Source organism: Pseudomonas oryzihabitans (assembly GCF_032027545.1).
Taxonomy (GTDB): Bacteria; Pseudomonadota; Gammaproteobacteria; order Pseudomonadales; family Pseudomonadaceae; genus Chryseomonas; species Chryseomonas oryzihabitans_F.
In genome coordinates this window covers 103,722-129,588 of the sequence record NZ_JAVSJB010000004.1, presented here as the reverse complement: position 1 = coordinate 129,588, position 25,867 = coordinate 103,722, and the positions used below count along the sequence as shown (strand labels likewise).

Below are 25,867 nucleotides of genomic sequence, written 5' to 3'. Positions count from 1 at the left end.
CCTACTGGGTCCCGTAGGAGTGGCCCATGGCCGCGGCAGATGAGCAAGGCGTGCTCCTTGGGAGCGGTCGCATCGGCGGGCCGCCATGCCGCGATGCTTTCGCCGTCACACCAGCGGATAATCCCTGAATACCGACAACCCTTCCGCCTCGGTGGCGAGGGCTTCCAGCGTCGGGTAATTACGCCGGTCGATCAGCCCCGGCAGGGCGTAGTGCAGGAAGCTCCAGGCTACCGCCAGGTCGATGGCGTCCTGGCCGATGTCCCCTTCGCCCAGCGGTGGGCGCGGGCCCAGCCAGGCCTTGTCCAGGGCGCCACAGGCGGCGCGCAGTTGCCCCTCCACCCGCTGCCGCCAGGGCTCGTGGCGCTTCTCCTCGGGTCGCAGGTCACGCTCGTAGACCAGCTGTACCGCCTTCTCGCACAGTGCCAGCGCCAGGCCGATCCGGCCCAGGGCGGTCGCGCGCGCGGCATGACCGCTGGGCAGCAATTGGCGGCTGCCGCAAGCGAGGTGCTGGGCGTAGTCGAGGATCAGCGACGAATCCATCAACCGCTGACCGTCCAGGCAGATCAGGGTGGGCGCCTTGATCACCGGATTGAAGGCGCGAAAGCGCTCGACATCGCGGAACACCGACAACTGGCGCAGCTCGACAGGCAGCGCTAGCAGGCGAAGGGAGATCGCGACCCGCCGTACATAGGGCGAGTCGAGCATGCCGATGAGTTGCATTGAGAGCATCCTGTCAGAAAGGGTGAATCCTGTTTCACGTGGAACGTCACCTTCGTAGCGTACTTAGCGCTAGGTTCCGCTCTGGACAAGACATTAAGGATTCGAGGAAGCTGCTTCCAGCGAGAAAATCTGACCAGATCGTTAAGGAAATCTTACATGTCGCGAGTGCCCCCGCTGAATGCCCTGCGCTGCTTCGAGGCCGTGGCCCGGCTGGGCAGCGTGACCCGCGCCGCCAGCGAGTTACACCTGACTCATGCCGCGGTCAGCCAGCAGGTGAAGGGGCTGGAGCATCAGCTGGGCATGGTGCTGTTCGAGCGTCAGGGGCGCGGCATCGAGGTCACTGGCGACGGGCGCGTCTACGCCGAGCAGGTACGCCAGTTGCTCGCCGACCTGGGCGAGGCGACCCGCCGGCTGCAGGCCCGACCACGGCGCAACGAGCTGGTAGTCGCCACCTTCCCTTCCTTCGCTGCCCACTGGCTGTTGCCGCGGCTACCGCGTTTTCGCGCCCGGTATCCGGAGTACCGTATCCGCATCCAGACCAGCATGGATTTCCAGGACCTGCGCCAGGGCATGGTGGACATCGGGGTACGCATGGGCGAGGGGCAGTGGGATGGCCTGACGGCGCAACGGCTGTTCCAGGACGACGTGCTGCTGGTGGCCGCGCCCGAATACAACGGTGGTCGCTTGCCAGGCACCCTGGACGAGGCCCTGGCGCAGCCGCTGATGCACACCGAGGAAACCTGGCGGCATTGGGGCGAAGCGGCCGGCATGGGAGAGGCCACACCCAGTTGCGCCATCAGCGTGAACGACTCCAACCTGGTGCTGGAGGCGCTGCGCCTCGGGCAGACTCTGGCACTGGAAAGACGCAGCCTGGTGCAGACCGCGCTGGAAGAGGGTCGGCTAGTCCAGCTCAGCCCGGTGGTGGCGCCCTATCCCTACGCCTACTGGCTGGTCTGGCCGGAGCGGGCGGAGTCGGCGGAAAAGCAGGAGCGCTTCATGGCCTGGATCCACGCTGAGGTCGCGACCTATCTGGCTGCACTGGATACCCCGGCGCCCGTTTAGGGCGTCGGGTAAGAGGTCTCAGCGCAGCAGCAGCTTGCGGCGACCATCGGGCCAAACTTCCCAGAGTTGATCGTTGATCCGCTGCACCTGGCTGGTGGTGCGCCGCATGGTGCTGATGGCGGCCCGCAGCGCCTGGCTGCTGGCGGTATCCACGAGATTTCCGGCGCCGGTGCTCTCGGCCTTGGCGCGGTCCATAGCTACAGTATTCATTGACGCCTCCCAGAGCTCGGCTAAAGACGGCGAAAGTGCCGTAGCCCAAGGACTGCCCAGCAGCGGCAAGATTCCGCGCCCGCGGCAACCGCCGCCCAGGCTGTGATCCACGTCTTACGGGTGCTGTGGCCCATTGGGCGAATTTGCGCAAAGGCGGCTTTCTGTATGGATATACAGATTAGTTCTTGCGCGGGTCGCCGCGGCTTTGCATCCTGTCGTCATTCCCCGTTGCGCGATGCCCACCATGCAGCTGTATCTCTGCGAAAAACCTTCCCAGGCCAAGGACATCGCCCGCGTCCTCGGCGCCACCCGGCGTGGCGAGGGCTGCCTGCAGGGGCCGGGCGTGACCGTCACCTGGTGCATAGGCCATCTGCTGGAGACGGCGCCGCCGGATGCCTACGACGCCCGCTACAAGCGCTGGTCGCTGGACGACCTGCCCATCGTTCCTGCGCAGTGGAAGCTGCAGGTCAAGAAGACCACCGGCAGCCAGTTCAAGGCGGTCAAGCGTCTGCTCGGCGAGGCCAGCGAACTGGTGATCGCCACCGACGCCGACCGCGAGGGCGAGATGATCGCTCGCGAGCTGGTGGAGCACTGCCGCTACCGGGGGCCGATCCGCCGGCTATGGCTGTCGGCGCTGGACGACGTCTCCATCCGCCGCGCCCTGGCTGCGCTCAAGCCCGGTGCCGAGACCTATGGGCTCTATCAGTCGGCCCTGGGCCGTTCGCGGGCCGATTGGCTGATCGGCATGAACATGAGTCGGCTGTTCACCCTGCTGGGGCGCCGCTCGGGCTACCAGGGTGTGCTCTCGGTCGGGCGGGTACAGACCCCGACCCTGCGTCTGGTGGTGGACCGCGATCGCGCCATCGCCGCCTTCGTACCGGTGCCCTTCTGGACCGTGGAGGCGACGCTGGACGCCACGGGCAATCATTTCCAGGCCCAGTGGCAGCCGCCGGAGGACGTCTGCGACGACCAGGGGCGCTGTCTCAAGCCGGACGTGGCCCAGGCGGCGGCCCAGGCCATCGAGGCGGCCGGCCAGGCGCGGCTGGTCAAGCTCAAGACCGAGCGCATTCGCGAGGTGGCGCCCTTGCCCTTCGACCTGGGTACCCTGCAGGAGGTCTGCTCCAAGCGCCTCAATCTCGGCGCCCAGCAGACCCTGGACGTGGCCCAGGCGCTCTACGAAACCCACAAGCTGATTACCTACCCGCGCAGTGATTGCGGCTACCTGCCGCTGTCCCAGCATGCCGAGGCACCGGCGCTGCTGGCGGCCCTGCTGGGCGCCGACAGCAGTCTGGCGCCGCTGCGCGAGCACCTGGATGCCAGTCGCCGCTCGCGGGCCTGGAACGACGCCAAGGTCAGCGCCCACCACGGTATCATCCCGACCCTGGTGACCCGCGACCTGGGCCGGCTGAGTCCCCAGGAGCGCAACGTCTACGGCCTGATCCGCGCCCGCTACCTGGCGCAGTTCCTGCCGCAGCACGAATTCGACCGTACCCAGGCCGACTTCGAGGCGGGCGGCGAACGCCTGCGGGCCACCGGCAAGCGCCTGGTGGAGCAGGGCTGGCGCCGCGCCCTGCCCGAAGCCCTGACCCCGCCCAGGGGCCGCGAGGCGCCGCCCCCCCAGGCGCTGCCCGCCTTGCGCGAGGGCGAGCACTATCCGGTGGTCGAGGTGCGCTGCAAGGATCAGTTGACCCAGCCGCCCAAGCCCTTCACTGAGGGCGATCTGATCAAGGCGATGAAGAACGTCGCCAAGCTGGTGGAAGACCCGGCGCTCAAGCAGAAGCTCAAGGACACCACCGGCATCGGCACCGAGGCGACCCGCGCCAGCATCATCCAGGGCCTGCTGGATCGCGGCTACCTGGTCAAGCAGGGCAAGGCGCTGGCGGCGACGCCCGCGGCCTTCGGTCTGATCGATGCAGTGCCCCGCGCCATCGCCGATCCGGGCACCACGGCGCTCTGGGAGCAGGCGCTGGATCGGGTGCAGGAGGGCGAGCTGAGCCTGGCCGAGTTCGTCGCCAAGCAATCGACCTGGATGGGCAAGCAGGTGGAGCGCTGCCTGGGCCTGACCCTGACCATCAGCGGCCCACCACCGGCGGGCAAGGGCGCGCCCTGGAAGAAGAAGCGGCGGGCGGGTGGGGGTAAGGCGAAGACCAAGTCTGGCGGCGCCCCGACGCGGGTGCGCAAGCCGAAGGTCAAGCCGGGCTGAGGGCGCCGAAGATACGTTCGAGTACGGCATCCGGTTGGGTCAGGACCTCGTGGTTCCAGAAGCGCAGGATCTGGAAGCCTTGGGCTTGCAGCCAGGCATCGCGTTCGCGGTCGGCGACGCTGCCTTGATGCTGGCCGCCGTCCAGCTCGATCACCAAACGCGCTTCCAGGCAGACGAAGTCCAGGATGTAGCGGCCGTATGGATGCTGGCGGCGGAATTTATGGCCCTGTAGACGGTTGCCGCGCAGGTGGTACCAAAGGGCTCGCTCGGCATCGGTTTGGTTGCGTCTTAGGCTGCGTGCGTGGGTGATGAGGGGCATGGGAGTCCGTTCCCTTGAGATTCTGGGTTTGGGCTTGCCCTCACCCCAACCCTCTCCCGGAGGGAGAGGGGGCGGTATGGAGCGAGAGGTGATTTTTTTGAGTATTGCCGGATGTTTTGCGTTTGGCGAGAGCCCTGGGACGCAGTTTTGAGCGTTTGTGTGTGGAGGTAGCGCTCGGCAGGGGAGCGGTACTGAACGAAGAGGGTGCTATTGGAATATCTTCTGACGCTATGGCCGACAACCGTTAGCGCAGTAACTTCAAAACGCTGGCGGTGCTTGCCCCTGGCGGAGAAGCCCGCCGCCGCTCCAGACCGCCCCCTCTCCCCGGGGGAGAGGGTTGGGGTGAGGGCGCACGCCAGCCCTGCGCGGCTTACTTCTTGTCGAACGCGGCAGCGGCAGTGGCGTAGGCCGCTTCGTGGTAGTCGAACTCGGCCGACTGCACCAGCAGGGTTTCCTCGTCCTCGGTGAAGGCGATCACCGGGCGGTAGGAGACACCATCCGCCTGGATCTCGGATTCGTCGATGAGCTTGGAGAGGTCGAAGGCGAAGTCGCCGCAGATGGCCTTGGCCTGGGCGTCGGTAATGCCGTGTTTTTTCAGGGCATCCCGCAGCAGGGTGCTCCACTGGTATTGGAACTGGAGACCCAGTTTGGCGTAGCTGGGACCGTAGTCGATTTCCATGAGTGTGTAACCGGGGCTTGGGAGGAGGGGGCGAACTCGCCACATTGACCGAGAAGAACGGCCGATGCGACGGCTGCCGGTGGCGCTACCATGGCGCGCCGGAAAGCCCAGGCAAAGAGGGGCGGGCCGGACGGACGAATCTTGCGACCGAGAGGCCCGCACCCCGGGACGAGCGGTTATTCGTGGACGATGCGCGAGTGGTCGCGGGTATCCTTCATGAAGACGTAGACCAGCATCGAGCAGGCGATGCAGCCGGTCACGTACCAGTAGTAGCCGCTCTCCAGGCCGATGCTCTTGAACCACAGGGCCACGTATTCGGCGGTGCCGCCGAAGATGGAGACGGTCAGGGCGTAGGGCAGGCCGACGCCGAGGGCGCGGATCTCGGTGGGGAACAACTCGGCCTTCACCACGGCGTTGATCGAGGTATAGAAGCTGACGATCACCAGCGCCGCCATGATCAGCCAGAAGGCGCCCCACCAGGAGGTGACGCTGCCCAGGGCGGTCAGGATCGGATAGGTGAACAGGGTACCCAGCACGCCGAAGGCGATCAGCACCGGACGGCGGCCGATCTTGTCGGAGAGGGCGCCGACCAGGGGCTGCAGCAGCATGAAGAGGAACAGGGTGGCCGCCGAGATGGTGGTGGCGTCGGTCTTGCTCATGCCCACCGAGTTGACCAGGTACTTCTGCATGTAGGTGGTGTAGGTGTAGAAGGCCAGGGTACCGCCCATGGTCAGGCCGACCACGGTGAAGAGCTCCTTGGGATGCCGCGCCAGGGTGCGCATCAGGCTTTCCTTGGGCTTCTCGGCCTTCGTGAAGGAACTGGTCTCTTCCATGCCGCGGCGCAGGTAGAGGGCGGTCACGGCGCAGGCGGCGCCGATGACGAAGGGAATGCGCCAGCCCCAGCTTTCCAGCTGCTCGACGGTGAGGGTCTGCTGCAGCACGATGAGGGTGGCCAGGGCCAGCAGCTGGCCGGAGATCAGGGTCACGTACTGGAAGCTGGAGTAGAAGCCGCGGCTTTCCTTGGTGGCCATCTCGCTCAGGTAGGTGGCGGAGGTGCCGTACTCACCGCCCACGGAGAGGCCTTGCAGCAGACGCGCCAGTACCAGCATGACCGGCGCGGCGACGCCGATGGTGGCGTAGCTGGGGGTGAGGGCGATGATCAGGGAGCCAGCGCACATCATGACCACCGAGACCATCAGCGCGGCCTTGCGTCCAGCCTTGTCGGCGTAGAGGCCCATCAGCCAGCCGCCGATGGGGCGCATGAGGAAGCCCACGGCGAAGATGGCGGCGACGTTGAGCAACTGGGCGGTCTGGTCGCCCTGGGGGAAGAAGGCCTTGGCGAAATACAGGGAGAAGGCGGCGTAGACGTACCAGTCGAACCATTCGACCAGGTTGCCGACGGAACCGCTGAAGATGGACTTGATGCGTTGCGAGGTGGTCTTGGGCGCGGCTAGGCCGGTCGCGAGGGTAGCGGTGCTATCCACAGGGTAGTCCTCTTGTCGTTGTTATTAGTGCGCTCGAGGCGTCGACAAGGGCTTGTGCAGGCGGCGTGCCAAGCCGCAAAGGCCTGTGCTGGCTAGGTTTTTGGGGGTGTAATAGGCGAAAGTCTGCCGGATCGATCGCGGCGATGAGCGGATTTCCGCCTATCGCCGATCAATCCTCGTCGAGAAAATCGGCGCGCACTAGGCCGTGGCGCTGCATCTTCTCGTTGAGGGTGCGGCGTGGCAGCTGCAGCTCATCCATCACCGCCTTGATCTCGCCGCCATGGCGGGCCAGGGCGGCGCGCAGGCACTGGGCTTCGAAGGCTTCCAACTGGTCGGCGAGGGAGTGGCCCGCGACCGTGGTAGCGGGGGCGCCCAGGCCGAGCACTTCGCGCTCGGCGGCGTTGGCCAGTTCGCGGACGTTGCCCGGCCAGCCGTGGCCCAGGAGCTGGGCCAGCCGCGCCGCGCTGGGCGGTGCGGCCGGACGGCCCAGGCGGGCGCCGGCCTCGGCGAGGAAGTGATCGAACAGCAGCGGGATGTCTTCACGCCGGGCGCGCAGCGGCGGCAGGTGCAGTTCGGCGACATTGAGGCGGTAGGCCAGGTCTTCGCGAAAGCGCCCGGCGCGGGCCTCTTCGAGCAGGTCCGGCTTGGTGGCGGCGACGATACGCAGGTCCAGGGCGATGCTCTGGTTGGAACCCAGGCGTTCCAGGCGCTGTTCCTGCAGTACCCTGAGCAGCTTGACCTGCTGCGCCAGGGGCATGCTCTCGATCTCGTCGAGGAACAGGGTGCCGCCATTGGCGTATTCCAGCTTGCCGATGCGCTTGCCCTGGGCACCGGTGAAGGCGCCGCTCTCGTGGCCGAACAGCTCGCTCTCGAACAGCTGTTCGGGAATGGCCGCGCAGTTGAGGGCGACGAAGGCCTTGCCGGCGCGGGGGCCGAAGTCGTGCAGGCAGCGGGCGACCAGTTCCTTGCCGCTGCCGGTCTCGCCGCGCAGCAGGACGTTCACCGGCGTCGGCGCCAGGTCGAGGATTTGCTGGCGCAGGCGGACGATGCCGGGGGAGACGCCCAGCAGGCGTCGGGCGAGGGCACTCTGGCCGTCGACCCGGCGGTGCAGCTGGCGGTTCTCCAGCACCAGCCGGCGCTTTTCCAGGGCGCGGCCGAGGCCGCCCAGCAGAGCTTCGGGGCTGAAGGGCTTTTCCAGGAAGTCGTAGGCGCCCTGGCGCATGGCGGCCACCGCCAGGGCGACGTCACCATGGGCGGTGAGCAGGATCACCGGCAGGTCGCGATCCAGCGCCTGCAGGCGCTCCAGCAGGGCCAGGCCGTCCATGCCCGGCATGCGTACGTCGCTGACCACCACCCCGGCGAAGTCCGGGGTCACCGCCGCCAGGCAGTCCTCGGCGCGGGCGAACAGCCGCACCTGCAGCCCGGACAGCTCCAGCCACTGGCGTACCGCCTCGCGGATGCTGGCTTCATCGTCGACCAGATAGACCTGGGCTTGCATGGGGCGTCCTCTCGCTGCCTGCGCGCCGCTACCTTGCCCGAACAGCGTGGAGCGGTCGAGTCCTCGGCGGCCAGCGCAACAGGACCAGGCCAGGGCTTGACCGGCAGCTAGCCCGACTCGGGTGCGACGGGCAGCCGTAGCCTGAAGACGGCGCCCTCGCCGCCATTGGCGACGGTGAGGGCGCCGCCCTGGGCCTGGACGATGGCCGAGGACACCGCCAGCCCCAGGCCGAGGCCTTCGCCCACCGGCTTGGTGGTGAAGAAAGGGTCGAACACCTGCTCCAGGTGCGCCTCGGCGATGCCGCCGCCATTGTCCGCCACGTCCAGCTGCCAGCTGTCGCCGTCACGCCTCAGGCTGACCGTGACCCGCGGCGTCGGTCGTTCGGCCACGGCGTCCAGGGCATTGCGCAGCAGATTCACCAGCACCTGCTCCAGGCGGATCGGATCACCCAGCAGCCAGGCCGGTCGCGGTAGCTCCAGCACCAGTTCGGCGTTCACTTCGGTGCGGCGCGCTTCCAGCAATTCCAGCGCCTGGTCCACCACCCGCGCCAGGTCGACTCTTTCGCGCAGGCCGGCGGGAGTCTTGCGCGCATAGGTCTTGAGGTGGCCGGTCAGGCCGCTCATGCGGGTGAGCAGGCCATCGAGGCGTTCCAGGGCGGCGCGGGCCTCGTCCAGCCGGCCGTGGTCCAGCAGCAGGCGCAGGCTGGCCAGGTGCATGCGCTGGGCGGTGAGCGGTTGGTTGAGTTCATGCACCAGGGCCGCCGACATCTGCCCCAGGGCAGCCAGCTTGGCGGCCTGCACCAGGCCATCCTGGGCGGTACGCAATTCGGTGGTGCGGGCTTCCACCAGGCGTTCCAGTTCCAGCCGGCTGCGCTGGCGCAGGCGTTGCAGCCGTCGCCTTTGTGCCCATAGCAGGCCCGCGCAGACCAACAGCAGCCAGACGCAGGCGGCGGCCAACGCGGCACCCAGCCCACCGCCCTGCAGGTCCCGGGTCGGCCGCAGCAGGTGCAGCGTCCAGCCTTCGCTGGGCAGCGGCAGGCTGTCCCAGAGGTAGTCGGCGGTGCCATCCGGTGCTTCGATCCGCGCCACCTGCCCGCCGTCGCCCAGCACCTGCCGAACGACCTGGGGCAGCGGCTGCAGCGGGCGCCGGTCGTATTGGCGGGTAGCGGCCAGTTCGGCGCGATCCGCTGGGGACAGGTCGCGCAGCAGGCGATAGCGCCAGGCCGGGCGATTGGCGGCGAACACCACGCCACGGGCATCGCTCACCAGCAGGATCTCGGGATGCTCGCCCCAGCGCGCCTCGATGGCGGGAAACTCCAACTTGACCACCACCGCACCGAGAAAGCGCCCCTGGGCATCCAGCACGGCGTGGGAAAGGAAATAGCCAGGAATGCCGGTAGTGACCCCGACGGCATAGAAGCGCCCGCTGCCGCCAGCGAGGGTGTCGCGGAAATAGGGACGGAAGCCGTAGTTGTGGCCGACGTAGCTGGTGGGCAGTCGCCAGTTGCTGGCGCCGATGGCGAGGCCGCTGCGATCCAGCAGTTCCAGGGTCGAGGATTGCGCCGCCGCGTTCAGGCGCTCCAGCTTGAGATTCAGGCGTTCGGTGGTGGCGGCGTCCGGCGCGGTGGTGAGGGCGGCGATCAGCTCGGGGTCCTGGGCCAGCACCGCCGGTAGGGCGCGAAAGCGGTCGATCAGGGTCTGCAGGCCGCTGGCGTGCAGGCGCAACTGCTCCTGGCCGAGCAGGCTGGCCTCGGCCAGGGTCGCCTGTTCGGCGCGGTGCCAGGCCTGGCTGCCGAGCAGCAGGCCGCCGAGCAGGGCGAGCAGCAGGACCGGCAGCAGGCGCAGGGCAGGGGGCATGGGGCGAGACCGTGGCCGGGATGGCCGGACGATAGCACGGCCACGGGGAGCTGACTCAGGCCGAGGCGGCGGCGCGCCGGGCGATCTGCTCGGGCTGGAAATGGCAGGTGAAGCGACTGCCCTCGCCGGGCACGCTGTGGATGTCCAGGCTACCGCGATGGCGGATCAGCACGTGCTTGACGATGGCCAGGCCCAGGCCAGTGCCGCCGGTACTGGAGGCGCGGCTGGCATCGAGGCGATAGAAGCGCTCGGTGAGCCGCGGCAGGTGGCGGGCGTCGATGCCGGGACCATTGTCCTGCACGGCGACGTGGGCGCCTTCGGCGTCCTGCCAGGCGCGCACCCGCACCTCGCCGCCCTCGGGGCTGTACTTGACCGCGTTGAACACCAGGTTGGAGAAGCAACTGCGCAACTCGGTCTCGCTGCCCAGGAGCGCCAGGCCCGGCTCGCACTCCAGGCTCAGACGGTGACCAACGGCGCCGGACAGTGCCCGGCCGTCCTGCAGGATGGAGCCGAGCAGCGGTGCCAGGGTCACCGGACGATTGTCGGCGGGGTAGTCGGTGGCTTCCAGGCGCGCCAGCAGCAAGAGGTCGTCGATGGTGTGCTGCATGCGCCCGGCCTGCTGCTGCATCTGCCCCAGCGCCCGCCGCCAGCGCGGGGTGGCGTGCTCGGCGTTGTCCAGCAGGGTCTCCAGGTAGCCGGTGATCACCGTCAGCGGGGTGCGCAATTCGTGGGAGACGTTGGCGACGAAGTCCTTGCGCATCTGTTCCAACTGGTGGACGCGGGTCACGTCGCGCACCAGCAGCAGGCGATCGCCTTCGCCGAAGCGGGTGACCAGGATGTGCAGGTATTGATCGTCGTTGAGCGGCGAGGCCAGTTCCAGCGGCTCGCCGTAGTCACCGCCGAGGAAGTAGTCGGCGAAGCGCGGATGGCGCACCAGGTTGGTGATGGGCTGGCCGAGATCCTGGGGCTGGCGCAGGCCCAGCAGGGTTTCCGCGGCGCGGTTCCACCATTCCAGGTTGCCATGGCGATCCACCAGGATGATGGCATCGCGCAGGGCCTCGGTGGAGGCCTGGGCGCGACCGATGACCGCAAGCAGTTCCTCGCGCTGGCGCAATTCGTGGCGCTGGCGGCGATAGAGGCGATCCAGCACATCGCCCCACAGCCCCTCGGCCTCGGGCGGCTCGCCGGTGACCTCGCTGGCCAGCCAGGCATGCAGGCGCAACAGGTGCCGCAGCGTGATGGCGAGGTACACCGCCAGTCCCAGGGCCATCGCTAGGCCGACATGGCCGAAGGGCCAGCCGGCCAGGGCGCAGCCGCCGACCACGATCGACAGCTGGGTGGCCAAGCGGGAGCGCCAGTTGATGTTCACGGCGGCGGTGGCCTGCGCGGTCAGAGTTTGGTGGAGAAGCGATACCCGGTGCCGCGCACCGTCTGTACCAGGTTTTCGTAGGTCTCGCCGAGGGCCTTGCGCAGGCGGCGGATGTGCACGTCGACGGTGCGCTCCTCGACATAGACGTTGCCGCCCCAGACCTGGTCGAGCAACTGGCCGCGGGTGTAGGCGCGCTCCTGGTGGGTCATGAAGAACTGCAGCAGGCGGTATTCGGTGGGGCCCATCTCGGCCGGCGCACCGTCGATGGTCACCCGGTGGCTGACCGGGTCCAGCACCAGGCCGTTGACCTCCAGCGGGCCGTCGTTCTCCAGGTGCCCGGTGCGGCGCAGCACGGCTTTCAACCGCGCCACCAGCTCGCGGGGCGAGAAGGGCTTGGTGATGTAGTCGTCGGCACCGGTTTCCAGGCCCTGGACCTTGTTGTCCTCGTCGCCCTTGGCCGTGAGCATGATGATGGGGATGGCGTCGGTCAGCTCGTCGCGCTTGAGGCGGCGGGCCAGTTCCAGGCCGGAGGTGCCGGGCAGCATCCAGTCGAGCAGGATGAGATCGGGCTTGCGATCGACGATCAGGGCGTGGGCGTCCTTGCTGTTGTCCGCCTCCAGGCATTCATAGCCCGCCATTTCCAGGGCCACGGCGATCATCTCGCGAATGGGCGCCTCATCGTCGACGATCAGGATGGATTTACCCGTCATGGAGCGCTCTGCCTCTCGAGTCCTTGCAATGTGCCGTGCATTAGATAGCGCCAATATTGCAGCTATGTGACAAGGCTGTCATATCTAACTTTTATCCCACAATATGGGATTACGTATCACATATTGAGATTTTCTGATGAGCCTTCTAAAGTGAAGGCCATGAACGACAACAATTCCAACAAGGGCGAAGCGCCCAGCGGGGCCCAGGCACTGTTTCGTGGCCTGGCCGTGCTCGAAGCCGTCGCCGCCGGTGCCGACAGCCTGGCGCAGGTCGGCGCCGCCATCGGCTGCACCCGCAGCACCACCCACCGACTGGTCGCCGCCCTGACCCAGGCTGGCTACCTGCGTAGCGATGGCGGGCGGCTGATCCTCGGCAGCCATCTCATCGCCCTCGGCTACCAGGCTCGCGAGCAGCTGCCGCTGACCAGCGTGGCGCGTCCCCATCTGCAACGCCTGGCCCAGCACTGTGGCGACACCGTGCACCTCGGGGTGCGCGAGGGCGGCGACGTCCTCTATCTCGACAAGCTGCCGGGCAGTCGGGGGCTGGAGATGAGATCCCGGGTCGGCCTGCGCATGCCGCTGGCACTGACCGGGGTCGGCAAGGCGCTGATGCTGGATCTCGCCGAAGATGAATGGGAAACCCTCTACGGCGAAGGCGTGGCCCGGCGAACCGGCCAGCCCGGCCTGCGCGAGGATTTCCTACCCTGGGCGGACTATTACGCGCGCCTGCGGCGCCACGCCGCCGAGGGCTATGCCCTGGACCTGGAAGAGAACGAACTGGGCATCCGCTGCGTGGCTGCTCCCATCCGCGGTGCCGACGGCGCCATCGTCGCGGCCCTGAGCGTGGCCAGTGCTATTCCCTATATGCCCGAGGCGCGGCTGCACGAGTTGCAGCCCGAGGTCAGTGCCTGCGCCCGGGCCATTTCCCGCGAACTCGGCTGGAGTCCCGCATGACCGCCACCCCGCACCTCATCGGCCTCGACTGGGGCACTTCGTCCCTGCGTGCCCAACTGCTCGACGCCCAGGGCGCCGTGTTGGAAACCCGCAGCCGGCCCTGGGGCATCATGCACGTGCCCGACGGCGACTTCGCCGCGGCCTATCGCACCCTGGTGGGCGACTGGCGCGAGGCCCATCCAGAACTGCCCGCCATCGCCTGTGGCATGGTCGGCAGTCGCGGTGGCTGGCGCGAGGTGCCCTATGCCGAGTGCCCGGCGGACGTCCACAGCCTGGCCGCCGGCCTGCTGCGCCTGGACAGCGGCTGCGGCGACCTCCACCTGGTGCCCGGAGTGATGCAGCGCGGCGCCTTGCCCAATGTCCTGCGCGGGGAAGAAACCCAGGTGTTCGGCGCCCTCGAGCTGGAGCCGGACCTGGCCGCCGAGGCCCTGCTGGTCTTGCCCGGCACCCACAGCAAGTGGGTACGGGTACGCGACGGCCGTCTCACCGACTTCGCCACCTACATGACCGGCGAGTTGTTCGCCGTCTTGCGCGAGCATTCCATTCTCGGTCGCCCAGCCGCCGAGGCCGGTCCCGAAGCCAGCGCCGAGGCCTTCCGCCTGGGCCTCACCACGGCGCGCGATGCCGGCGCCGAGGGTCTGTTCGGCCGACTCTTCACCGCCCGCAGCCGGGTGCTGGCCGGAGAGCTGGGTGCGGCGCACAGCCTCGACTACCTCTCCGGCCTGCTGATCGGCGAAGAGCTGCGCAGCCAGGTCGCCGCCCTCGCGGGCAATCCCTGTCCACCCCTGGTGCTGATCGGCGACGCGGCGCTCTGCCAGCGCTATCGCGACGCCCTGGCGCTGTTCGATATCCATCAGGTTCGCCTCTTGGAGCAGGCCACCCGGGCCGGGCTCTGGCGCCTGGCCCAGGCCGCCGGCCTGCTTCCCGCCTCTGGAGGTTCCCATGCTTGATACCTATCTCAAGGACCTGCCGCTGATCGCCATCCTGCGCGGTGTCACCCCGGACGAGATCGTCGCGGTCGGCCGCGCCCTGTACGACGCCGGCTTTCGCGTCATCGAGATCCCGCTCAATTCGCCGCAGCCGTTCGAGAGCATCCGCCGGCTCACCGTCGAGCTGGGTGACAGCTGCCTGATCGGCGCCGGCACCGTGCTCACCGAGGCCCAGGTGGCCGAAGTGGACGCCGCCGGCGGCCGGTTGATCGTCTCACCCAATGCCAACCTGGCGGTGATCCGCGCCAGCAAGGCCGCCGGCCTGGTCAGTGCGCCGGGCGTGGCCACCCCCTCGGAAGGCTTCGCCGCCCTTGAGGCCGGGGCCGACAGCCTCAAGCTGTTTCCCGCCGAGCAACTCGGCCCGGCGGTGGTCAAGGCCTGGCGCGCGGTGTTTCCCAAGGAGCTGGCGCTCTTGCCGGTGGGCGGCATCACCCCGGACAACATGGGCCCCTACGTGGCCGCCGGCGCCAACGGCTTCGGCCTCGGCTCGGCGCTGTACAAGCCGGGCCTGAACGCCGCTCAGGTCAGTGCCAATGCCCAGGCCTTCGCGGCGGGGTGGCGAGTAGCCAAAGGTTCCTGATTATCGCGGTCATGGACCGCTCCTACGATGGCGTCCGTGCCTGTAGGAGCGGCCCATGGCCGCGATCCCCCCTCGATCCAACAATTAAAATCGAGATGTGCACACCATGAAAATCACCAAACTCACCACCTATGTCGTCCCGCCGCGCTGGTGCTTTCTCAAGATCGAGACCGACGAGGGCATCCACGGCTGGGGCGAACCTGTGCTGGAAGGCCGCGCCCACAGCGTGGCGGCGGCGGTCGAGGAACTGGCCGACTACCTGATCGGCAAGGACCCGCGCAACATCGAGGACCACTGGACGGTGCTCTACCGCGGCGGCTTCTATCGCGGCGGCGGCATCCACATGAGCGCCCTGGCCGGCATCGACCAGGCGCTGTGGGACATCAAGGGCAAGGCCCTGGGCGTACCGGTGCACGAACTGCTTGGCGGCCAGGTGCGCGAGAGCATCCGCGTCTATTCCTGGATCGGCGGCGACCGCCCGGCCGAGACCGCGGCCCAGGCGCTGGAGCGCCAGGCCAAGGGTTTCACCGCCATCAAGATGAACGCCAGCGAAGAGATGCAGTTCGTCGACACCTACGACAAGGTCGACCAGGTGATCGCCAACGTCGCCGCCATTCGCGACGCCTGCGGGCCGCACTTCGGCATCGGCGTGGATTTCCACGGCCGGGTGCACAAGCCCATGGCCAAGGTGCTGGTCAAGGAACTGGAGCAGTTCCGCCTGATGTTCATCGAGGAGCCGGTGCTCAGCGAACACCACGAGGCGCTCAAGGAAATCGCCCTGATGAGCAACACGCCCATCGCCCTGGGCGAGCGGCTGTACTCGCGCTGGGACTTCAAGCGCATCCTCCAGGAGGGCTACGTCGACATCCTGCAGCCCGATCCGTCCCATGCCGGTGGCATCACCGAGACGCGCAAGATCGCCAACATGGCCGAGGCCTACGACGTCGCCATCGCCCTGCATTGCCCACTCGGCCCCATCGCCCTGGCGGTCAACCTGCAGCTGGACGCCAACTGCTACAACGCCTTCATTCAGGAGCAGAGTCTGGGCATCCACTACAACCAGGGCAATGACCTGCTGGACTACATCAAGAATCCCGAGGTGTTCGACTACGGTGACGGCCACGTGAAGATCCCCCAGGGGCCAGGACTCGGCGTGGAGGTCAACGAGGAATTCGTCAAGGAGCGCGCCGCCATCGGCCACCGCTGGCGCAATCCGGTATGGCGGCACAAGGACGGCAGTTTCGCCGAGTGGTAAATCTTCGATTCAACGCTGCTGCGCTTGCCGGAGCGGCGTTGAAAGCCGGTTCGAAATGCTCATGCACTTGATGTGCACTCCGCTTTCTCACCGGCTTTCGCCTTGCTCCGCCTGCGCTCGCGACGCGTTGCTTTCGAAGATTGGCGCCGCTGCTCCCTCACCCCAAGGGAGAAGGGGCAAGAGCAGGAGCTCCGGCCCCGACGCTCGCACTGACCATCCCCTCTCCCTCTGGGAGAGGGCCAGGGTGAGGGAAAAGCAACGCCACCATTAATGGCCAGGCACACCGCTGGCCCCTCACCCCAGCCCTTTCCCGAGGGGAGAGGGGGCAAGAGCAGGAGCGCGGGGCTCGACTACCGTACCGACCATCCCCCCTCCCTTAGGGAGAGGGCCAGGGTGAGGGCTGCCGCGGCGCCCTGATCCGCAAACACCACCAACGCTCGCCACAACGCCAACTACAGGACCCGAGCCATGCCCATCCCCACCCACGCCGTCCCGGCGGCGGCCACGGCCGCGCCGACCCTGGCCAAGCCCAGCCGGGCCCGCTTCTTCATCATGCTGCTGCTGTTCGTCACCGTGGTGATCAACTACCTCGACCGCAGCAACCTTTCCATCGCCGCGCCGCACCTGGCGCAGGACCTGGGCATCGAACCGGTACACATGGGCCTGATCCTCTCGGCCTTCGGCTGGACCTACGCCGCCATGCAGATCCCCGGTGGCTGGCTGGTGGACAAGGTCGCCCCGCGCATCCTCTATCCGGTCGCCATCGCGCTCTGGTCGCTGGCCACCATCGGCCTCGGTTTCGTCGGCAGCTTCATCGGCCTGATCGTCCTGCGCCTGGCGGTGGGCGCCCTGGAGGCACCGGCCTATCCGATCAACAACCGGGTGGTCACCACCTGGTTTCCCGAGCGCGAGCGGGCCACCGCCATCGGCTGCTACACCTCCGGCCAGTTCGTCGGCCTGGCCTTTCTCACCCCGGTGCTGATCTACCTGCAGCAGACCTTCGGCTGGCACATGGTCTTCGTCGTCACCGGCGGCGTGGGCATCCTCTGGGCGGCCATCTGGTACCTGGTCTATCGCGAACCCAAGGACTTCCGCGGCGCCAACGCCGCCGAGGTCGCACTGATCCAGGAGGGCGGCGGTCTGGTCGACCTGGAGCAGAAGAACCGCCGCCGCGCCGCCTTCCAGTGGCGCGACCTCTGGAGCGTGCTCAACAAGCGCAAGCTCTGGGGCATCTACATCGGCCAGTTCTGCCTCAACTCCACCCTCTGGTTCTTCCTGACCTGGTTCCCCACCTACCTGGTGAAATACCGCGGCCTGGACTTCATCAAGGCCGGCTTCCTCGCCTCGCTGCCCTTCCTCGCCGCCTTCCTCGGGGTGATCTGCTCGGGGCTGCTGTCGGACTGGCTGGTCCGCCGCGGCGCCTCCGTGGGCCTGGCGCGCAAGCTGCCGATCATCGGTGGCCTCTTGATCTCCACCAGTATCGTCGGCGCCAACTTCGTCGACTCGCCGGCCTTGATCATCGCCTGCCTGGCGCTGGCCTTCTTCGGCAATGGCCTGGCCTCCATCACCTGGTCGATGGTCTCGGCCATGGCACCGGAGCGGCTGATCGGCCTGACCGGTGGGATGTTCAACTTCATCGGCAACCTCTCGGCCATCTGCGTGCCCATCGTCATCGGCTTCCTGGTCAAGGACGGCAGCTTCGCCCCGGCCATCGCCTTCATCGGCGTGACCGCGCTGGTCGGTGCCCTCTGCTATGGCCTGGTGGTGGGCAAGGTTGAACGTCTGCCCGAATAAGGGCGACTAAAGAGGCGCCTCTTGTCCTGAATGCGGAGGCGCTCTGCCACCGGCCTTGCCGGACCCACAACGACAATAAAGGAACCTGCCCATGCCGCTCGCCCGTCGCACCTTCCTCAGCGTCTCCCTGGCCGCCTCGGCCGGTCTGGTCGCCAGCCGCGCCCTGGCCGAAGACAAATTCGGTCTCACCCGCAACTGGGAGGGCAAGCCGCCCATCGTCATGCCCGATCCCGCCTGGGAGATCCATGACCAGGCCTTCAAGGGGCGCCTGGGCAATGCCTTCGTCGAGCGGCTCTGGTCCGGCGGTCTCTGGACCGAGGGGCCGGTGTGGATGGCCGACTGGCGCTGCCTGCTGTTCAGCGACATCCCCAATGCCCGGGTGATGCGCTGGAGCGCCGACGACGGCCACGTCAGTATCTACGACGACCAATCGCACAACGCCAACGGCCACACCCGAGACCGCGAGGGGCGCCTGGTCAGCTGCGAACACGACACCCGTCGCGTCACCCGCCGCGAGCACGACGGCAGCGTCACCGTGCTGCTCGACCGCTTCGACGGCAAGCCGCTCAACGCCCCCAACGACGTGGTGGTCGGCGCCGATGGTGCCCTCTGGTTCACCGATCCGGGCTACGGCATCCTCGGCGCCTACGAGGGCCACAAGGCTGAATTCGAGCTGCCCACCAACGTCTATCGCATAGACCCCCAGGGCAAGGCCACGGTAGCGGCGGGCGATTTCGGCCGGCCCAACGGCCTGGCCTTCGCGCCCGACGGCAAGCGGCTCTACATCAGCGACACCGCCGGCGGTGGCAATCCCGGCAAGCCCAATCACGTACGGGCGTTCAGCGTGAAGGACGACGGCAGCCTGGGCGGCGGCGAGGTATTGATCGACGCCAAGGATCAGGGCGTGATCGACGGCTTCCGCGTCGACAGCGATGGCAACCTCTGGTGCAGCTGGGCCGGCTCGGCCGAGCAGAACAGCGTGCGGGTGTTCAATCCGAGCGGCCAGCCGCTGGCCACCCTGCACCTGCCGGAAACCGTCTCCAACGTCGAATTCGGCGGGCTCAAGCGTAACCGCCTGTTCATCACCGGCGGCGGTTCGCTCTATGCCACCTATGTGAATGCCCAGCCCGCGCGGCTCTGGTAAGCGGCCTGCGGCGAACCAAGAATCGTTAGCTAGGTCTGTAACAAACGGAAACGGAACCACCGCGACAACAAAATCGCCCACGAAGCGAGAGAGGAGCCTCCCATGAGCAGTACCACTACGACGGCCGACGGCCACGTCACTGAAAAGGCCCAGCCAAAAGCCATCTTCGCCTGCCTGATGGCCGCCCTGGCCGGCCTGATGTTCGGTCTCGACATCGGCGTGATCTCCGGCGCCACCAAGTTCATCCAGCAGGAATTCCAGATCTCCGACCAGGTGATCGAATGGATCGTCTCCAGCATGATGGCCGGTGCTGCCCTGGGTGCCCTGGGCGCGGGTTCGCTGTCGGCGAAGCTGGGTCGCAAGAAGTCGCTGATGCTGGGCGCTGTGCTGTTCGTGGTCGGCTCGGTGCTGTGCGGCCTGGCCACCTCGCCGACCATGCTGATCTTCGCCCGCTTCCTGCTGGGCCTGGCCATCGGCATCGCCTCCTTCACCGCGCCGCTGTACCTGGCCGAAGTCGCTCCTGAAAACATCCGCGGCTCGATGATCTCGCTGTACCAGCTGATGATCACCGCCGGCATCCTGTTGGCCTTTCTCTCCAACACCGCCTTCAGCTACTACGAAGCCTGGCGCTGGATGCTCGGCATCATCGCCATCCCTGGCGTGCTGTTCCTGATCGGCGTCTTCGCCCTGCCGGACAGTCCGCGCTGGCTGATCATGGCCGGTCGCAGAGAGGAAGCCATCAAGGTCCTGCACCGGCTGCGCGGTGACGAAAAGGTCATCCAGCAGGAAGTCCGGGAAATCGAAGAGCAACTCAAGGTCCCGCAGAAAGGCTGGTCGCTGTTCAAGGAAAATCCCAACTTCCGTCGCTCGGTGGGCCTGGGCGTGCTCCTCCAGGTGGTGCAGCAATTCACCGGCATGAACGTGGTGATGTACTACGCCCCGCGCATCTTCGAAGGCATGGGCTACGATACCGCCGCCCAGATGTGGTTCACCGCCGCGGTCGGCCTGACCAACGTGCTGGCCACCTTCATCGCCATCTTCCTGGTCGACAAGTGGGGCCGCAAACCCATCCTCTACACCGGCTTCGTGGTCATGGCCGTAGGCCTGGGCGTAGTCGGCACCATGCTCGGCATGGGCAACCTGAGCCATGGCCAGCAGACCTTCACCGTGGTCATGCTGCTGATCTTCATCGTCGGCTTCGCCATGTCGGCCGGTCCGCTGATCTGGACCCTGTGCTCGGAAGTCCAGCCGCTCAAGGGCCGCGACTTCGGCATCGGCTGCTCCACCTTTACCAACTGGATCGCCAACATGATCGTCGGCGCCACCTTCCTGACCATGCTGGGTACCCTGGGCCAGGGCACCACCTTCTGGATCTACGCCGGTCTGAACGTGGTGTTCATCTTCCTGGTGTTCCTGCTGGTGCCGGAAACCAAGGGCGTCACCCTGGAGCGCATCGAGCGCAACCTGATGCAGGGCAAGCGCTTGCGCGACCTGGGTCAGTAAGGGTCAGAGCGAAACGAAAACGCCCGGCAGTGCCGGGCGTTTTCGTCTGTGTTGGCCATGCCAAGGTGCGCTCCACCGCGATGGTGCTTTTGTGATGGTGGACGCAAACCCGGGCGAAAGCCTTGTTCTAGAGCCTCTCCTGCGGCATTTTCAGCACCTGCAGTTACCGATAGGGAGATCGGTCATGTCTGGAAAACCCGCGGCACGCCTGGGTGACGCCGTCACCTGCCCCAAATGCGGTACCACCGCCCTGGTCCAGGGCTCAGTTAATGTCTTCTTCGACGGCCTGCCCGCCGCCACCCTGGGCCATGCCTGTGGCTGCGGGGCGGCGTTGAGTGCTGCCGTCATCCCCAACGTCCTCATCAACGGCCAGCCGGCGGCCGTGCTGGGCAGTGTCACCAACCATGGCGGTGTGGTGATCGGCGGCTCGGGCACTGTCGTCATCGGTACGGGCGGCGGGACCAGCGCTGGCAGGGTGGCTCCTGATGCCTGCGCAGCGAACGGAGCGCCCGTGCGGCGGGCACCGGGGCGGGGCGCACCTCTGGGGTTGCGCGGTCGGGAGCGGCCGGGGCCGGGAAGCTCATCCAGTCACCCGGCTGATACGCCGACAGGGCAGGGCACCTCGTCTGGCGAGCTTGAACGTGCGGTGGAGCAACGCATCACCCTGCGTATCGGGGTGTTCTTCGATGGCACCGGCAACAACCAGTTCAACGCCGCCACCGGCGCCGCCTGCCGGACCGAGCAACTGGGCTTTCGACAGGACCAGGCAGAAAGCATTGCGCAGCACTGCGAGCAGTTCATGCGCAACGCCGACAGTAGCTATGGCAATGCGGAGACGAACATTGCGCGGTTGTTCAGGCTGTATAACAACGATTCCGAACGTGTACTCGAGGATGACGAGTCAATCGCCAAACTACGTATTTATATCGAAGGCATCGGTACCCGTGCTGGGCAGCCGGATAGCCTTCTATCCATGGGTACCGGCCTTGGGAGCACTGGCGTCCTGGCTTGCGTTCGGACGTTTCCAACCGCTTTTTCGGAACGGTACGACCAATTCAAGCGTAGTAACCCCGAGGTCATCGTCGAAGCCATCGAGTTCGATCTCTTCGGCTTCAGCCGGGGTGCGGCGGCGGCGCGACACTTCGCCAACGAGGTGCTCAAGGCCGATGGTGGTATCGCGGCTACGGGGCTGGCGCCGTGCTTTTCCTGGCAACGCGCCAAGGTAAGGCTCAACTTCATCGGCCTGCTCGATACAGTCGCGGCAGTGGCCGACCCCTTGCGGGGCGACTTCAGCCCGGCCAATGCCGTCAATCCAGGGCTCAACCTCTATCTGCCGGCCGGATGCGCGCGTAAGGTGGTGCAATTGGTGGCCAACGACGAGCAGCGCCGCAACTTCGCCCTTACCCGCGTCGCGCCCCAACACGAGGACATCGTCCTGCCCGGCGCCCATGCCGATCTGGGTGGTGGCTATCCGGCCGAGATGACCGAGCGCCTATTGCTGACCCGACCGCTCGTCTCACGCGAGCGCTATGGCACCGACAGTCACTTCGCCTGGAGCTATCGCCAGGCCCAGGCCGAGCTGGCGCGCCTCCAGCAGTCGTCCTGGTTCGCTCCGGGCCAGGCTAGTCTGACCCTAGACACCTGGCGCACCAGGCTGCCAGCCGCTCGCGGCGAACTGCCGGAATCCGAGGTCTTCGCCGCCGTGCGCTTGGAGCGACGGGTGCGGGGGGACTTGTCCTTGGTCTACCTGCGGGTGATGCATCGCCTGGCCAGTGCCCACGGGGTACCGCTGTCGGTCATCGATGATGAGGATCCCGAATTACGCCTGCCGGATGAGCTTCAGGTGATAGCCACCAAGCTTCAGGCTCATGCTCAGGGTGCTGCGCTCAATCTCGATCAGGCTGAAACGCGCTTGCTGTTCGGGCGCTACGTGCATCTCTCCGCCCACTGGCAGGCTCAGATTGGCCGCGGCCTGGGCAACGTGGACGCGGTCTTCGTCCATGCCCCTACACCCGACGGTCGGCGTTACGCCTATCCCAATCGTCCCCAGGCAGGCTATCCACAATGAGCCGTTGGCTGCTTTGCCTCATCCTGGCGCTGGGCCTGACCGGCCGCCATTCAAGTGCTGCGACCCACCCCAAGTTGCCCTACGCTGCCTGGTACCTAGGCTTCCTGGCGCCCAATTACATGGAAGTCTGGCTGGAGCAGGCCAATATCAGCGATGTCAACGGACTCATCTTTCCCCGGGCCATGGGGGGCGTGGTTGCCATGGGCCAGCCCGAGAGTCTATCGGCTACTGCCAAGGGTTGGCCTAGGAGAATCGGTTCGGGCGCTGGCCGCTACCTGACCGGCCTGGACCTGCCCTATGTGGTTTCGCTGCGTTGGCAGTCCATGGTCGAGCCCCAGACCTACCACGCGGTGTTCCTTATCCCTGACTGGGCGCGGAATAAGATGGTCGAGCGTCTGCCGGCAGACTGTCCCGTCAGTGGTCGTACCTCGGATTATCGCAAGGACCTCACCATCGGCCTGGCACCGGGTGGTGTCGTCAAGGTTTGGATCATGGGCCCATGCCTCGACCCCATCGAAGTCCTGACCCTCCAAGCCGAGGTCGAGCCCAAAGGGCCCTATGGCGGCAAATCCAATGGCAAGTACCGTCCACTGTCGCCAGTGGTCAAGAGCTACGTTGCCAAGTACGGCGTACCCTATGGCAGCTGGTGGGCGCCGATTCCCTACACCACGGTCGGCCCTTGAGGTACTGGGGTCGGATGAAAGCTGCCAGAGGCGGTGGCGATACCATTCGCCTCGTGGAAACGAAAACGCCCGGCAGTGCCGGGCGTTTTTTGTCTATCGCTCAGCGATGGCGATGATGACGATGCTTGGCATGCTTCCAGCCCTTGCCGGGATGGTCACGGTAGCGGCGGTCGTCGCGGCCGTCGTCACCCAGATTGTTGCCCAGGGCGCTACCGGCGCCACCACCCAGGGCCGCGCCGACCAGGCCGCCGGTGCTGCCGCCGACCCGATTGCCGATCACGTTGCCACCGGCTGCACCCAGGCCACCGCCGATGGCGGCCTCAGTTCTGTTGCGGCGATCCGCGCCCAGTACACCACCGGCCGCACCACCCACGCCGGCGCCGATGGCCGCACCGGTGCTACCGCCGACCTGCTGGCCGACCAGGGTGCCGAGCACGCCACCCACGGCGCCGCCAAGTCCGGCTTCGGTATTGCCCGCATAGGCCGGGGCAACGCCCGCCAGGGCTAGCAACAGGAATAGGGCTGAAGGTTTCATGGAGTCCACTCCGTGGTAGAGACGAGCCGATCCTCGGTCCAAATCGCTGCCCTGGCAAGTACCGAACGGTCGTTTGAAGGGTAAAGGTTGTCTTTACTCAATGCTTTGATTTCGCTGAAGAAACCCTTACTCCGCGGACCGGTCTCAGCGGGTTTTCGCCTGCGACTCGCCGCTACCGCTGACTGCGCTGTCAGGACGGCCGCACTGGTCTAGACTGGGGCTTACCGGCGCGCTCGCGCGTCGGCCGTGTGCATCGGCAAGGGGACTCCATGATCCAGGCGCGTTTGCTGTTCGGCTGTCTGCTGGCGGGCGTCCTGCCCGCCGCCCAGGCCTGGGAATACACCCTCATCGCCCCTGACAAGCCAGTGCAGAACTGGAGCATCAGCAGCGATCGACTGGGGATTCGCGACGGCCTGGCCTTCACCGTCGGGATGCATCGCCTGAGCGGCGGACGCCAGGAGGGCTCGGTGCTGATCGAGATCGATACCGGCGCCCTGCAGCTCACCGTGGTCGCCACCCGCGGCATGAATGTCCTGCGCGCCCAGGCCGGCACCCTGCGGCTGGGCTGGGATTCGCCGGTGCGCGAGGTGGTCAATCCAGCCTTCGTCAACCTGGAGAGCCGCGGCGGCCTGGGCTGGCTGGAGGGCTTCAACGAACTGGTGGCCCGCGCCGGTTTCGAGTGGGTCGGCCATCCGGGGCTGGACAAGGGTCAGCTGCTGACCCTGCATGGCCGGGCCAGCTACCTGCCGGCGAGTCAGGTGGTACTGACCATCGATGAGCAGCCACCCCATCGCATCAGCCTCAAGGGCGTGCTGCACGAGGAGGCCTTCAAGCAGGCCAACTTCCGCATCGACACCGAACTGGTCACCCAGGCCGGCGCCACCCGCTTCACCTTGCACGATCGCCTGACCAACCAGGGTGACCAGGCCGCCGAGTATCAAGTGCTCTACCACAGCAACTTCGGCCCCCCGTTGCTCGGCGAGGGCAGCCGTTTCGCTGCGCCGGTACGTGAGGTGTCACCCTTCGATACGCGGGCGCGCCGCGAACTTGGCGAGTGGCAGAGCTTCCGTGCGCCCACGCCGGGCTATGGCGAGACGGTCTACAACCTCTATCCCCTGGGCGACGACCAGGGTCGCAGCCTGGCGGTCCTGCATGATCGCGGTGCCCATCAGGGCGTGGCCCTGGCCTTCAACGTACACGAGCTGCCGGTCTTCACCCTGTGGAAGAACACCGATGGCAAGGCCCAGGGCTACGTCACCGGGCTGGAGCCGGGCACCAGCTTCTCCTACAACCGCAGCCTGCAGCGAGCCCTCGGGCTGGTACCCCGTATCGAGGCCGGGGGCACCCGCGACTTCATCTTGGAGTATCGCCTGCTACCCAGTGCCGCGGCGGTCCAACAGGCGCTCGGCCAGGTCGAGAAGATCCAGCAGGGGCGCCCCATGAGGGTGCGGGAGACGCCCCTGGCACAGGAGCCCCAGGCCAGCGAAAGCGGGGCAGCCAGGTAGCGACTAGCGCCGCGCCGGCACCGGGCGGGTGCGTCCGCTGCCATCGATGGCGACGAAGACGAACACCGCCTCGGTCACCTTGCGCCACTCGCTGGACAGGGGATCGTCGCTCCAGACCTCGATGAGGATCTGGATGGAACTGCGGCCGATCTCCAGGGTGTTGGTATAGAAAGAGAGCTGTGCGCCCACGGGCACCGGCGTCATGAAGGCCATGCGATCGATGGCCACGGTCGCGACGCGTCCAGCGGCCAGTCGGCTGGCCATGGCACTGCCGGCCAGGTCCATCTGGGCCACCAGCCAACCGCCGTAGATGTCGCCGAAACCATTGGTCTCGCGGGGCAGGGCGGTGATCTGCATGGCCAGGTCGCCCTGGGGGATGGGATCTTCTTGTTCGAGCTCTTCGATCATGACAGGGCCCTCGGGAGCCCGGATAGGTAGGTAACGTTCACCATCCACACGCAAGAATGCTGCCAATCCCTGCGTCGGAGATCGTTAGGAGGCTAAAGTATAACGCCTGTGGCAGAGCCGCTCGACCGCTTTCGCCGAGAGTAGGGGCGAGATATCTCGGCAGATGGCGGCTGAATGCCAGCTGAATCTATAGCGGAAATTCCTTGCAGATTTGCTATCGTGGTATCCGTGCCCGGCCAGGCAATCCAGAGGGCCAGGCACGTCCGGTGATCAGGTAACGATCGGTCAGACCTGCTGCCGCGCGGCTCCACAAGGGCACGCGCGGTGCAGTGCAGGTCC

At 66.8% G+C, this 25,867-nt stretch carries 23 protein-coding genes; 12 read left to right on the top strand and 11 right to left on the bottom strand.

The genetic code is table 11. The annotated features are described in order from the left end of the window. Positions 1 to 105: 105 nt before the first annotated feature. Positions 106 to 720 carry a glutathione S-transferase gene (locus RND78_RS07935; protein WP_312727519.1) on the bottom strand — a complete coding sequence of 205 codons (615 nt, stop codon included), beginning with the start codon at positions 718 to 720 and terminating at the stop codon, positions 106 to 108. 156 nt (positions 721 to 876) lie between these two features. Between RND78_RS07935 and RND78_RS07930 the strand changes: the two genes are divergently transcribed. Then, positions 877 to 1,782, top strand: a complete 906-nt coding sequence (locus tag RND78_RS07930) for a LysR substrate-binding domain-containing protein (protein WP_312727517.1) — start codon at positions 877 to 879, stop codon at positions 1,780 to 1,782. A gap of 18 nt (positions 1,783 to 1,800) precedes the next feature. On the opposite strand, the gene RND78_RS07925 is transcribed toward RND78_RS07930, so the two are convergent. Further along, the gene (locus RND78_RS07925; protein ID WP_312727515.1) at positions 1,801 to 1,992 is read right to left on the bottom strand and encodes a hypothetical protein; all 192 of its coding nucleotides are present in this window, start codon (positions 1,990 to 1,992) and stop codon (positions 1,801 to 1,803) included. Between the two features lie 244 nt (positions 1,993 to 2,236). Here RND78_RS07925 and RND78_RS07920 point away from each other — a divergent pair, with 244 nt between their 5' ends. Beyond that, the gene (locus tag RND78_RS07920) at positions 2,237 to 4,195 is read left to right on the top strand and encodes a DNA topoisomerase III (protein ID WP_312727514.1); all 1,959 of its coding nucleotides are present in this window, start codon (positions 2,237 to 2,239) and stop codon (positions 4,193 to 4,195) included. Here the strand turns inward: RND78_RS07920 and RND78_RS07915 are convergent. The 7 genes from RND78_RS07915 to phoB form a co-directional block, all read right to left on the bottom strand. Continuing rightward, complete coding sequence (locus tag RND78_RS07915) at positions 4,182 to 4,514, bottom strand: endonuclease domain-containing protein (RefSeq protein ID WP_312727512.1); 333 nt, start codon at positions 4,512 to 4,514, stop codon at positions 4,182 to 4,184. The two genes, RND78_RS07920 and RND78_RS07915, sit on opposite strands and share 14 nt — an antisense overlap. Before the next feature lie 370 nt (positions 4,515 to 4,884). Then, positions 4,885 to 5,193: a hypothetical protein gene (locus RND78_RS07910; RefSeq protein WP_312727511.1), complete on the bottom strand. Its 309-nt coding sequence runs from the start codon at positions 5,191 to 5,193 to the stop codon at positions 4,885 to 4,887. 176 nt (positions 5,194 to 5,369) lie between these two features. Further along, positions 5,370 to 6,677, bottom strand: coding sequence for an MFS transporter (locus tag RND78_RS07905; RefSeq protein ID WP_312727509.1), 1,308 nt, complete (start codon positions 6,675 to 6,677; stop codon positions 5,370 to 5,372). 169 nt (positions 6,678 to 6,846) lie between these two features. After that, on the bottom strand, positions 6,847 to 8,175 hold the full coding sequence (locus RND78_RS07900; protein ID WP_312727508.1) for a sigma-54 dependent transcriptional regulator: 1,329 nt from the start codon (positions 8,173 to 8,175) through the stop codon (positions 6,847 to 6,849). A 107-nt stretch (positions 8,176 to 8,282) separates the two neighbouring features. Further along, positions 8,283 to 10,031: an ATP-binding protein gene (locus tag RND78_RS07895; RefSeq protein WP_312727506.1), complete on the bottom strand. Its 1,749-nt coding sequence runs from the start codon at positions 10,029 to 10,031 to the stop codon at positions 8,283 to 8,285. 55 nt (positions 10,032 to 10,086) lie between these two features. Further along, positions 10,087 to 11,400, bottom strand: a complete 1,314-nt coding sequence (gene phoR, locus RND78_RS07890; RefSeq protein WP_312727505.1) for a phosphate regulon sensor histidine kinase PhoR — start codon at positions 11,398 to 11,400, stop codon at positions 10,087 to 10,089. 20 nt (positions 11,401 to 11,420) lie between these two features. Beyond that, positions 11,421 to 12,110 (bottom strand): phosphate regulon transcriptional regulator PhoB, encoded by a 690-nt coding sequence (phoB, locus tag RND78_RS07885; protein ID WP_295465932.1) that lies wholly within the window; start codon positions 12,108 to 12,110, stop codon positions 11,421 to 11,423. A gap of 159 nt (positions 12,111 to 12,269) precedes the next feature. Here phoB and RND78_RS07880 point away from each other — a divergent pair, with 159 nt between their 5' ends. The 9 genes from RND78_RS07880 to RND78_RS07840 all read left to right on the top strand — a co-directional run bounded on the left by RND78_RS07880 (position 12,270) and on the right by RND78_RS07840 (position 23,080). After that, positions 12,270 to 13,064: an IclR family transcriptional regulator gene (locus RND78_RS07880; RefSeq protein WP_312727500.1), complete on the top strand. Its 795-nt coding sequence runs from the start codon at positions 12,270 to 12,272 to the stop codon at positions 13,062 to 13,064. Continuing rightward, positions 13,061 to 14,014: a 2-dehydro-3-deoxygalactonokinase gene (locus RND78_RS07875; RefSeq protein WP_312727498.1), complete on the top strand. Its 954-nt coding sequence runs from the start codon at positions 13,061 to 13,063 to the stop codon at positions 14,012 to 14,014. Before RND78_RS07880 ends, RND78_RS07875 begins: the two co-directional genes overlap by 4 nt. After that, positions 14,007 to 14,633, top strand: a complete 627-nt coding sequence (locus tag RND78_RS07870; protein WP_312727496.1) for a 2-dehydro-3-deoxy-6-phosphogalactonate aldolase — start codon at positions 14,007 to 14,009, stop codon at positions 14,631 to 14,633. Before RND78_RS07875 ends, RND78_RS07870 begins: the two co-directional genes overlap by 8 nt. A 106-nt stretch (positions 14,634 to 14,739) precedes the next feature. Further along, the gene (gene dgoD, locus RND78_RS07865) at positions 14,740 to 15,888 is read left to right on the top strand and encodes a galactonate dehydratase (RefSeq protein ID WP_145011302.1); all 1,149 of its coding nucleotides are present in this window, start codon (positions 14,740 to 14,742) and stop codon (positions 15,886 to 15,888) included. A gap of 468 nt (positions 15,889 to 16,356) precedes the next feature. Continuing rightward, a complete protein-coding gene (locus RND78_RS07860) occupies positions 16,357 to 17,682 on the top strand; it encodes an MFS transporter (protein WP_312727489.1) in 1,326 nt (441 codons plus the stop codon). Between the two features lie 91 nt (positions 17,683 to 17,773). Then, complete coding sequence (locus tag RND78_RS07855; RefSeq protein WP_312727488.1) at positions 17,774 to 18,826, top strand: SMP-30/gluconolactonase/LRE family protein; 1,053 nt, start codon at positions 17,774 to 17,776, stop codon at positions 18,824 to 18,826. A gap of 102 nt (positions 18,827 to 18,928) precedes the next feature. Further along, the gene (locus RND78_RS07850; RefSeq protein ID WP_312727486.1) at positions 18,929 to 20,329 is read left to right on the top strand and encodes a sugar porter family MFS transporter; all 1,401 of its coding nucleotides are present in this window, start codon (positions 18,929 to 18,931) and stop codon (positions 20,327 to 20,329) included. A gap of 184 nt (positions 20,330 to 20,513) precedes the next feature. Continuing rightward, entirely contained in the window at positions 20,514 to 22,397 is a 1,884-nt protein-coding gene (locus tag RND78_RS07845; RefSeq protein WP_312727484.1) for a PAAR domain-containing protein, read from the top strand. Further along, positions 22,394 to 23,080 carry a DUF2931 family protein gene (locus tag RND78_RS07840; protein WP_312727481.1) on the top strand — a complete coding sequence of 229 codons (687 nt, stop codon included), beginning with the start codon at positions 22,394 to 22,396 and terminating at the stop codon, positions 23,078 to 23,080. Before RND78_RS07845 ends, RND78_RS07840 begins: the two co-directional genes overlap by 4 nt. A 100-nt stretch (positions 23,081 to 23,180) precedes the next feature. On the opposite strand, the gene RND78_RS07835 is transcribed toward RND78_RS07840, so the two are convergent. Then, positions 23,181 to 23,615 (bottom strand): hypothetical protein, encoded by a 435-nt coding sequence (locus tag RND78_RS07835; RefSeq protein ID WP_059228854.1) that lies wholly within the window; start codon positions 23,613 to 23,615, stop codon positions 23,181 to 23,183. A 269-nt stretch (positions 23,616 to 23,884) separates the two neighbouring features. On the opposite strand from RND78_RS07835, the gene RND78_RS07830 reads away from it, so the two are divergent. Further along, positions 23,885 to 25,120: an aldose 1-epimerase family protein gene (locus RND78_RS07830; protein WP_312727478.1), complete on the top strand. Its 1,236-nt coding sequence runs from the start codon at positions 23,885 to 23,887 to the stop codon at positions 25,118 to 25,120. A 3-nt stretch (positions 25,121 to 25,123) separates the two neighbouring features. On the opposite strand, the gene RND78_RS07825 is transcribed toward RND78_RS07830, so the two are convergent. Further along, entirely contained in the window at positions 25,124 to 25,525 is a 402-nt protein-coding gene (locus tag RND78_RS07825) for an acyl-CoA thioesterase (RefSeq protein ID WP_058761821.1), read from the bottom strand. Between the last annotated feature and the right edge of the window lie 342 nt (positions 25,526 to 25,867).